This window comes from Ectothiorhodospira lacustris, from assembly GCF_022227785.1.
GTDB classification, from domain to species: domain Bacteria; phylum Pseudomonadota; class Gammaproteobacteria; order Ectothiorhodospirales; family Ectothiorhodospiraceae; genus Ectothiorhodospira; species Ectothiorhodospira lacustris.
In genome coordinates this window covers 1-8,955 of record NZ_JAJNQM010000105.1, presented here as the reverse complement: position 1 = coordinate 8,955, position 8,955 = coordinate 1, and the positions used below count along the sequence as shown (strand labels likewise).

8 protein-coding genes are annotated in these 8,955 nt (G+C 64.0%); 3 read left to right on the top strand and 5 right to left on the bottom strand.

The genetic code is table 11. The annotated features are described in order from the left end of the window. The 3 genes from LQ952_RS14570 to LQ952_RS14560 form a co-directional block, all read left to right on the top strand. Positions 1 to 686: MtrB/PioB family outer membrane beta-barrel protein (locus LQ952_RS14570; protein WP_238623348.1), on the top strand; the 686-nt coding region annotated here is incomplete at its 5' end. A 115-nt stretch (positions 687 to 801) separates the two neighbouring features. Next, complete coding sequence (locus LQ952_RS14565; protein ID WP_238623347.1) at positions 802 to 3,855, top strand: OmcA/MtrC family decaheme c-type cytochrome; 3,054 nt, start codon at positions 802 to 804, stop codon at positions 3,853 to 3,855. A gap of 265 nt (positions 3,856 to 4,120) precedes the next feature. Beyond that, positions 4,121 to 5,491, top strand: a complete 1,371-nt coding sequence (locus LQ952_RS14560) for a sigma-54-dependent transcriptional regulator (protein WP_238623350.1) — start codon at positions 4,121 to 4,123, stop codon at positions 5,489 to 5,491. On the opposite strand, the gene LQ952_RS14555 is transcribed toward LQ952_RS14560, so the two are convergent. The 5 genes from LQ952_RS14555 to LQ952_RS14535 form a co-directional block, all read right to left on the bottom strand. Continuing rightward, positions 5,488 to 6,543 (bottom strand): hypothetical protein, encoded by a 1,056-nt coding sequence (locus tag LQ952_RS14555; RefSeq protein WP_238623346.1) that lies wholly within the window; start codon positions 6,541 to 6,543, stop codon positions 5,488 to 5,490. The two genes, LQ952_RS14560 and LQ952_RS14555, sit on opposite strands and share 4 nt — an antisense overlap. Positions 6,544 to 6,655: 112 nt before the next feature. After that, entirely contained in the window at positions 6,656 to 7,624 is a 969-nt protein-coding gene (locus LQ952_RS14550; protein ID WP_238623349.1) for a LysR family transcriptional regulator, read from the bottom strand. A 332-nt stretch (positions 7,625 to 7,956) separates the two neighbouring features. Further along, entirely contained in the window at positions 7,957 to 8,229 is a 273-nt protein-coding gene (locus LQ952_RS14545; protein ID WP_238623345.1) for a 4a-hydroxytetrahydrobiopterin dehydratase, read from the bottom strand. A gap of 158 nt (positions 8,230 to 8,387) precedes the next feature. After that, complete coding sequence (gene csoS1, locus LQ952_RS14540) at positions 8,388 to 8,693, bottom strand: alpha-carboxysome major shell protein CsoS1 (protein WP_238623344.1); 306 nt, start codon at positions 8,691 to 8,693, stop codon at positions 8,388 to 8,390. A gap of 60 nt (positions 8,694 to 8,753) precedes the next feature. Then, positions 8,754 to 8,955: BMC domain-containing protein (locus LQ952_RS14535; protein WP_238623343.1), on the bottom strand; the 202-nt coding region annotated here is incomplete at its 5' end.

Sequence of the window (8,955 nt, the reverse complement as noted above, 5' to 3'; positions counted from 1 at the left end):
GGGATACCGCGCCGGAAACCCTGCGCAAGTATTACCTTGCGGACCGGGATCGCCACAGCATCACCCTGCTGGCCACCTTCCAGGCCAATGGGCGGCTGCAATTCACGCCGCGGGTGCAGTGGATCGACGATGACTATTCACGTTCCGAGTTGGGGCTGCAGTCCGCCGAGCGACAGATCTGGGCCATGGATGTCTCCTACGTGCCCACTGATCGGCTGACCGCGTTTGCCTTCTATGCCTACGAAAACGTCAAGGCGGACCAGGACGGTTTCCGGGCACCGACCCCGACCCGACCCGGCGGCGAGTTCTGGCGTTCGCAGCGGGATGAGGATTCCTTCACTTTGGGCGTGGGTGGTGAATACGCGGTTCGCCCGGGCAAACTGACCCTGGGGACCGAACTGATTCATATCGAAAGCTCGGGCCGTGCCCGGGTGAGATCCGAACTTGGGAACGGCGTCTATCCCAGCCTGGAATCACGCCTGACCCAGTTCAGCCTGTACGGCGATTACCGGCTGCGTCAGAACCTGGATTTCCGCCTGCGTTACATGGTGGAGCGTTATGAGGAAAAGGACTGGGGTCTGGATAACGTGGGGGTGACCGGTGTCGGCAACCTCATCCTGCTGGATCAGGATAGCCCCGACTACACATCACACCTGATTGCCGGCACGTTGCGCTATCGGTTCTAGATATTGCTTTTATAACAACGAGTTCAATGGGTTGGGCGATATGGATGAGCGATCTCCGGCCTGTTGCCGGAATGGCTGCGAGCGTCCACGGCGAATCAACCTGGAGGTGGGGAGCATGGCACGAATCAGACGATCGAGAATGGAACAGTTCACCGGCGGGGGGGCTTCACCACCGCCCGCTATCAGTGAGGCGGGACAGACTCAGGGTCATGGCCGCATGAATGCCGTCGTGAGGAACGGCATGCATGGGGCCATGATCATCCTGCTGGCCCTGGTGCTTGCAGGCTGCCTGGCCAGTGATAGCGGATTCGACGAGACCACCACCGGCGGCGGAGGCGGTGGCCTGCCGGCACTGCCCGATGAACCGGCGGCCGGACCGGGTCTCCAGATCACCAGTGCAGATGTCATTAATGGCCATCCAGTCGTGGAATTCACACTACTGGATGGGCGAGGTGTCCCCATCACGAACCTGTCCGCGGCCAGTTTTACCTTCGCCAAGCTGGCCCCCAGAAGCCGATATGGCCAGGGTTATGACTGGGTGAACTACATTACCCGGGAGCGTCCCGTGGCCGATTCCGGCTGGATGCCGGCCGTCTCGGAGAACAACCCCACCGGGGCGCCCATGTTCGGCAATGCCATTCAGGGGAATATCGAGAACAACGGTACCCTGGAAAACCTGGGCAACGGCGAGTATCGCTACACCTACAACCTCAACGTAAACCAAGCCAGCCGGACCATCACCGGTGATAACGTGGGTCAGCTGTGGCGCTGTGTGGAGGATGCCTCCCATGGTAGCCATGAATTCTCCGATCGCCCTCAGGCAGAGGCTGAGTTGGGTGAGGCCGTCCGCTGCACCTGGGCGGACGGTACCACGCTGCCCCGGGGGGTTCGCATCGAGGGCAGTGGTGACACACTGACCTACACCGTGGAATACAACGAGGACTGGACCCACCGGGTGGGCATGCAACTGGGGGGTGGCCTGGTGGCCAACGCCTGGTATGACTTCATCCCGGCCACCGGCGATCGTCCCACCCATGGGGTGGACGCCACCCGGGACATGATCTCTCTTGATAGCTGCAACACCTGCCACGACGGCACCCTGCGCAAACATGGCGGCAACCGGGTGGAGCCCCAGTACTGCGTCACCTGCCACAACCCGGGCAGCGTGGACCCGGTCAGCGGCCGCAGCATCGACTTCAAGCAGATGGTGCATAAGATTCACCGGGGACAGTCATTGCCCAGCGTGCGCGCCGGCGTGCCCTATTTCATCCGCAACAACGACTTCAGCAAGCTGCGATTCCCGCAGGCCGTGCATGACAACGGCAACATCGGTCATGTGGGCAACTATGCCTCCCATGGCGTCCTGCCGAACGGGGATCCGATTCCGCGCCAGGCCTCCTTCGGCGTCGACAACTGCGTGAAGTGCCACATCGGTCAGGAGACCCGCGACGAGCTGGTGCTGATCGCCGGTAGCGAGGATGTGCTGGCCCGGCAGAAACTGGCCAGGGTGACGCCGGACGGTGATAACTGGTGGGGGCCTACCCGTACCGTCGAGGCCTGTTCCGCCTGCCACGACAACGTGTTCTGGTACAACTTCTCCGATGCCGACGTGGCTTTGCCGGGGGGCGTTCATCCGGACGAGACCCTGCCGGCCCGGCTGGCCGAGCGTTTTGGGGCCTCAACCGCCGGACCCAGGGGGGACTGGCGCAGCGGCCACCGGTTTGGTTTCAATCCGGATACTGGCTTGTGGGGTTCGGGCGACAATACTAGCGCCACCATTGCTGGCGCCATAGGGAGTAACCTGTTCGTCAGCGGCCAGGCCTGCGGCGGCTGTCATAACCAGAGTCCTGCCGGCGATGCCGCCAACATCGGGCTGCGGGGGATCGAGCAGAACGGCAACAACCGGGTTCGCGTGACCCGGGCCCACCTGAGCTTCACCCGGGCGGGCATTCGCCAGGACCAGCTCCGGATCGAACTGGAACCGGCCACCCTGGATCCGGCCGCCGAATCCGTGACCTTCCGCCTGCGGGTGCGGGATGACGCCAAGAGCGTGTACCTGCGACACGACGTCGATGCCACCTTCTCCCTCGGCTTCGTCATGGGCTGGCGCGAGGAGGGCTTTGCCGACTTCACCCATTCCAGCGACATCAACAATAACTGGCCGGGCCGTACCACGGACTTTGGATGTAATGCCGATTGCTGGACCAGCGGCGCAGGCAACAATATTGCCATTAGCGGTCCTTCCGGCAGCGGCTACTACACGGTGACCCTGGACGTATCCTCCATCATCGACACCATGCCCGAAAACGGTACCGGCTCTATTGCGGTGCAGCATCAGGTGGTGCCCAAGGATGCCCTGGGTACGGTGGAGAGCGTCTGGGATGACAGCCGTACGCCCGTCGTCAACGCCCTGCATCGGGTGACCACCTTTGGCATCGGCAATACCGTCCCGACGCCTCGGCGCCAAGTGGTGGACGTGGAAGAGACCTGCCGGTCCTGCCATATCCGCTTTGCCAAGCATGGCGGCAACCGCCGCAACAACCCGGAGCTGTGCGTCCATTGTCACAACCCCAACAATACGGATATTTCCAATCAATTCGGGATGCCACGTCGCGGCCTGGAAGGGCAGTTCGATGGCAAGTTTGAAGAGTCCAAGGACTTCAAGCGCATGATCCATCACATCCACCGGGCCAAGATGGGGGCGGATGGCATCCAGCTGCGTGCCCTGGTGTTCGGCGGTCCGGCGCCTCAGGGAGATGAGGATGGACAGTGGGACAACGCCCATCACTTCCCGGGCAGTATTGCCAACTGCAATACCTGCCACGTCAACGACAGCTACAAATTGCCGCTGGCACCAGGCGTGATCGGTTCCACCCACCGCAGCTTTGACTGGGAGACCGGCAACTTCACCAATGCCGGCACGGTGGCCTTCGGTGCCGACAACGGGCTGGACAACCTGGAGCAGCATCAGAAGTTCAGCCCGATCGCCTCGGTCTGCACCTCCTGCCACACCAATCCGGACTGGTTCGAGAACCATATCCGGCCCAGAGGCGGTTCCATGTCCGCCGGCATCGACAACCTGGATCCGGGTGGTGAAAACTGCCTGACCTGCCACGGTCCGGGCGGTGATGCGGACATCAGCCAGGTCCACGACATCCGGCCCCGGTGATGCAGTACCCGGGGGGCTGAAAGCCCCCCGGTCATGACGGATGTTCGTCCTTTTGACCCCTCCCCGTGATCTTTTCAGGGAGGGGTTTTTTTGTGCCTGTTTACTCGGCCGTAAAGACCCTGAAACTTGACAGTCATTTTATTTGTGGTTATATGTCCATCACGTTTGACAATAATCAAAGGCCGAAAGAGTACCGGGCCATGTACCCGGCGCCTTGAGGAACGGCCTGCATCCGACCTGGGGCGAGGAGAGAAGAGTGGATACCATGAGTGGCAATGTCATTCTGATCGGCTGGGACTGTAGTTCTCAAGGCAAGGCAGTGGAACGGCTTCTCAAGACCCAGGGGCTGGCTTGTGAGCATCGATCGACTCAGGAGGTGGTCAGTCCCATGAGCGAGCCGGCGGCGGTTTTGCTGGTGCGGGAAAGCGGTACCCAAGCCCCGCGGCTGCCGGTGTTGCAGGCCCTGCATGACAGCGGCAATACCCGGTCGGTGATCCTGGTGGGGGACCGTCTGTTACCGGAGCAGGTGGTGCAGGCCACCCGGATGGGGGCGCTGGATGTGTTGCCCGAGCCCCTGGATACCGATCGGCTGCTGTCCGCCCTGCAGCAGGCCCGCCTCAGCAGCCTGAGCACCCATGTGGACGAAGTCATCCGGGAAGACTGCCCCTCCATTCTTGGTTCCTCCCCCAAGATGGTCGAGGTCTTCAAGCAGCTGGGGGTGGCGGCCTCCAATGATCTCAATGTCCTGCTCACCGGCGAGACCGGGGTGGGGAAGGAGGTCTCCGCCTACTGCATTCATCGCCATTCCTCCCGGGCCGGCGGCCCTTATATGGCCATCAACTGCACCGCCATTCCCGAGGGGTTGCTGGAGGCGGAACTGTTCGGCCATGCTCGGGGGGCGTACACCAATGCGGTCAATGAAGGCGTCGGCAAGATCGAGGCGGCGGAAGGCGGCACCTTGCTGCTGGACGAGATCGGCGACATGTCGCCCACCTTCCAGGCCAAGCTGCTGCGCTTTCTGGAAGACAAGCATTTTCATCGGCTGGGGGATGCGTCCGCCCGTTCCGCGGACGTGCGCATCATCGCCGCCACCAACCGGGATCTGTCGGCCGAGGTGGAGTCGGGACGGTTCCGGCGGGATCTGTATTACCGCCTGGCCCAGTTCCCCATCAGCATCCCTCCGCTGCGCGAGCGGCCGGATGACGTCCGTTCCCTGGTGCGTGCCTTCGTGGCGGAGGCCAATCTGCGCCTGGGCCTCAAGATCACCGAGGTCTCGGAAGAGGCGGAGGCGGCCGCTCTGGATTATCACTGGCCCGGGAATGTGCGGGAACTGAAGAATCTGGTCTATCAGGCCGCGGTACGTGCCCGCGTCGGGAGCATCACCGGGTTTCCCTTTGCCGTCGAGACTGAGACCGAATGCCCTGCCGGTCGCGAGTGCAGATCGGGCGGTGGGCTGGAGTCACTGGTGCAGCGGGCGGTGGCCGGGGGGCGGGTGCGGCACCTGCTGGAGGAGTTCGAGGCCCTGACCCTGCGCAGTCTGTTGGAGGCCTTCGGGGGCAACCGCAGCCGGATCTCGGAGGAACTGGGGATCTCCCGCAATACCCTCAGGGCGAAACTCAAGGTCCACGGGCTTTAATCCAGCAGTTCCAGACCTCGTGTCCGCCAGTTCACCACCGCTGTGTGGGGCACCATGCGGCGGGCCAGGTCCGGGAAATCCTTGCGAATCACCTCCCGGGCAAAATCCGTCAGAAAACGGGATTCCAGCATGGCCCGCGCCCGGTCCGGGCCGATCTCCTCATAGGGCGCCGAGGTCAGCAGCATGAAGCCGTCATCGGGTATCCGGCCCGCAGCCATGTTGTCCTCAATGATCCCTGCGGCCTTGTGGACGGGGGTGGACAGGTCCGGGCTGTAGGGACCGATGATCAGGGCCGTATTGGGCACATGGAGGAAGTCAAAGCCCCGGCCGACGCAGATGGCCCATTCCCGATGCTGGATGTCCAACTCCCGGGCCACGCCCCGCAAGGACTGCACGTGGGCCAGGTTGCCCTCCAGCAGCGGCAGCAGATCCCGCCGCACTTCCGCCGGCATGTCAGGACAGACAGGCATCAGAAGACCTTCCAGATCCGCGGCATTCCCCGTTTCCAGTTGGCTGATATCCAGCACCTCGTCCCGGTCCCCATGGATGATCAGGGCATCGGTGTCGGTCTCGAAGCCGCAGACCAGTGGGTACACCTGCTGCCGGTCACGGCCGAACAGGGCCTCTGCCTGCGCACGGATCTGGCGGGTATGGGCGATGGCTGCCCCGGTGTCGTAGTCGAACCCGGCGCAGCCGCGGGAACAGGCGCCCTTGGACAGGTGATAGGTGATCATCAGCAGCACTCGATGCCCGGCGGAGGCGGCATCCTGCGCCATCTCGGCGATCAGCTTGCCCAGAAAGGGCCAGCCCAGATCAAAGCGTCCGCCCAGGTTGCGGAAAGGGCGGATGATTCCCAGCGGGGTGCAGGTGGCATGGGGGATATGGATACGCCCGTCCATGCACTTGAGCACGGCGATGCGGGTGGAATGCCGGGCCAGATAGCGATCCCGGGCCAGGCTGGCGGCCGGGCTACAGAACAGCTCCGAATGTTTGCGGGACAGGTTGATCAGCCACTGGATGCGTGCCTCAATGGGGTAGGTGTGCACCTGCATGCTCTGGGTCGCCGGTCTTGATTTTGCGCATGATAGCACCGGCGGCGCCAGGGTTCTTGACCCAAGGACGCAACGGCCGGGGCTGCCGCTGTCATGCCGGCGACGGTGAGGTTCAGGAGGACGAAGCGGGCAGACGCAGGGCCGCATGGGTTCGATCCAGCGAGGCCTTGATCTCGGCCTCTCGTTCCACGGCAAAGGCCAGGAAGGCCCGTGAGATCAGGGACAGGTCCCGCCCCCTGGGGTGGACCAGGTACCAGGCACGCTGAATGGGGAATCCTGCTACGTCCAGCATGATCAGCCGTCCGGCACCGCCGTCCAGGTTCAGAGAATGCAGGGACAGGGCGGAGATCCCCAGACCGGCGATGATGGCGTGCTTGATGGCCTCGTTGCTGCCCAGTTCCATGCGCACATTGGGCTTGAGGCCGTGCTTGCCGAACAGGCGGGTCACCGCATCACGGATGCCTGAACCGGGCTCGCGCAGGATGAAGCGCTCCTCAATGATTCGCTCCAACGGGATGTTCTTCACGCCCGCGAGGGGGTGGTCGGCGCGGGCGACGATGATCAGGGGGTTGGGGGCCAGATAGGTGGATTCCACGGACATGCCGATGGTGTCCGGTTCACCGAAGATATACAGGTCATCTTCGTGGTTGAGCATCCGCTCGATGATGCGGTCCCGGTTGCTGACCTTGAGTGAGACATCAATGCCGGGGTAGGCCTCGCAGAAGGCCCCCAGGATTTCGGGGGCGAAATATTTAGCCGTGGTGATGACCCCCAGGCGGAACCGGCCCCGCTTGAGGCCCTTGAGATCCGCCAGCCGTATTTCCAGATCCGCCAGGGTATCCAGGATGACCTTGACTGCCTGGTAGACTTCCCGCCCTGCCTCGGTGGGTTCCACATTGCGGCCCGAGGGCATGAACAGGGGGGCACCCACGGTCTCCGAGAGTTTCTTGATCTGCATGGACACGGTGGGCTGGGTCAGGAACAGCTCTTCCGCGGCCCGAGTGAAGCTGCCCAGACGGACAATGGCCTCCAGGATCTGCAACTGCCGCAGGCTGGCATGACGGATGAACCGGTTGGGCATGTCCGGCTGACGCGCTTCATCCTGGGGTCCCGCATCTTCCGTGTCGTTGTCGTGTCGCTCGTCCATGGCGTCGACTCAGTCGGGCCAGACCCGGCGGCCCGGAAGGTAGCCGGTGTCGGCCGTCTGCGTCTGATTCTTGCGGGGCGCCGGGGCGGCGGGTTTGCCGGACGCGGTCGGGCTCCGGCGGCGCCGGGCCGCGGTCTGCTCGGGGTTGCCTTGCGCCGCGGACGTGTGGGTGTCTTCCGGTTTGGGTGGAGTCACAGGGGCGGATGAGGCGGGCGGTGACGGTTCCCCCTCGCGCTTGGGGGGTGACTGCTCGTGCTTGGGCTCGGTCATGGGTGCACCTCGGCGGTGTCCGTGGGCTGGAAGGTATCCAGGGCGTCGACGAAACGGCGTTGTTCGTCGCTCAGTTCGGTGGCATTGTCGTCCGCATGCAGGGTGATGTTGACATAGGTGCGGCCGAAACTGATATCGGGGTACACCCCCATCTGTTCCGACAGCGCCCCGGCCTGTTCCAGAAAACAGCGGGTGGCTTCGTAATCCGGAAAGGCCAGGCGGCGTTCCAGTCGCAAGGGGCGTTCACGGCGGGTCCAGTCGGGATGCATGCGCGGATCTCCAGGGGTGAGCCGGTCGGCGTGGCGCAAGTCGGGCCGAGGCCGCCGGCAGGCCCCAGGCCTCCACCTGCGAGGCCTGGGTCATGTGTGCTGCCGAACCGTCGAAAATTCCAGGCTCAGGGCGCGACCGAGAACGCCGGCTACCATCGTCAGGCGGCGTCACCGCCGGTCTTGCCCAGGATCGGCTCCACCTCCCGGTGGGGGCGGGCGATGATGTGGGCGGCCACCAGACCATCACCCACCCGCTCGCAGGCATCGGCGCCGGCCCGCACGGCGGCGTTCACCGCCCCGGTCTCGCCGCGCACCAGCACGGTCACATAGCCGCCGCCCACGAACTCCCGTCCGATCAGCCGCACTTCGGCGGCCTTGGTCATGGCGTCCGCCGCCTCGATGGCGGGCACCAGGCCTCGGGTCTCGATCATCCCAAGGGCGATACCGTAATTGTCATTGGCCATCTTCTTTTCTCCGATCATTCACTTTCTTGAATGTGTATTCATCCCGGTTGCCGGGCCGGGTCATTCGGTGCCAGGGCCGCCCACGGGCAGGATGGGTTCCACTTCCCGGTGGGGGCGGGCGATGATGTGAGCGGCCACCAGGCCGTCACCCACCCGCTCGCAGGCATCGGCGCCGGCCCGCACGGCGGCGTTCACCGCGCCCGTCTCGCCGCGCACCAGCACGGTCACATAACCGCCGCCCACGAACTCCCGCCCGATCAGC

Bases quoted from the DNA above. Each gene is read 5' to 3' on its own strand.
- LQ952_RS14565 (WP_238623347.1), top strand. From the start codon at position 802: ATGGCACGAATCAGACGATCGAGAATGGAACAGTTCACCGGCGGGGGG.
- LQ952_RS14560 (WP_238623350.1), top strand. From the start codon at position 4,121: ATGAGTGGCAATGTCATTCTGATCGGCTGGGACTGTAGTTCTCAAGGC.
- LQ952_RS14555 (WP_238623346.1), bottom strand. From the start codon at position 6,543: ATGCAGGTGCACACCTACCCCATTGAGGCACGCATCCAGTGGCTGATC.
- LQ952_RS14550 (WP_238623349.1), bottom strand. From the start codon at position 7,624: ATGCCCAACCGGTTCATCCGTCATGCCAGCCTGCGGCAGTTGCAGATC.
- LQ952_RS14545 (WP_238623345.1), bottom strand. From the start codon at position 8,229: ATGCATCCCGACTGGACCCGCCGTGAACGCCCCTTGCGACTGGAACGC.
- csoS1 (WP_238623344.1), bottom strand. From the start codon at position 8,693: ATGGCCAATGACAATTACGGTATCGCCCTTGGGATGATCGAGACCCGA.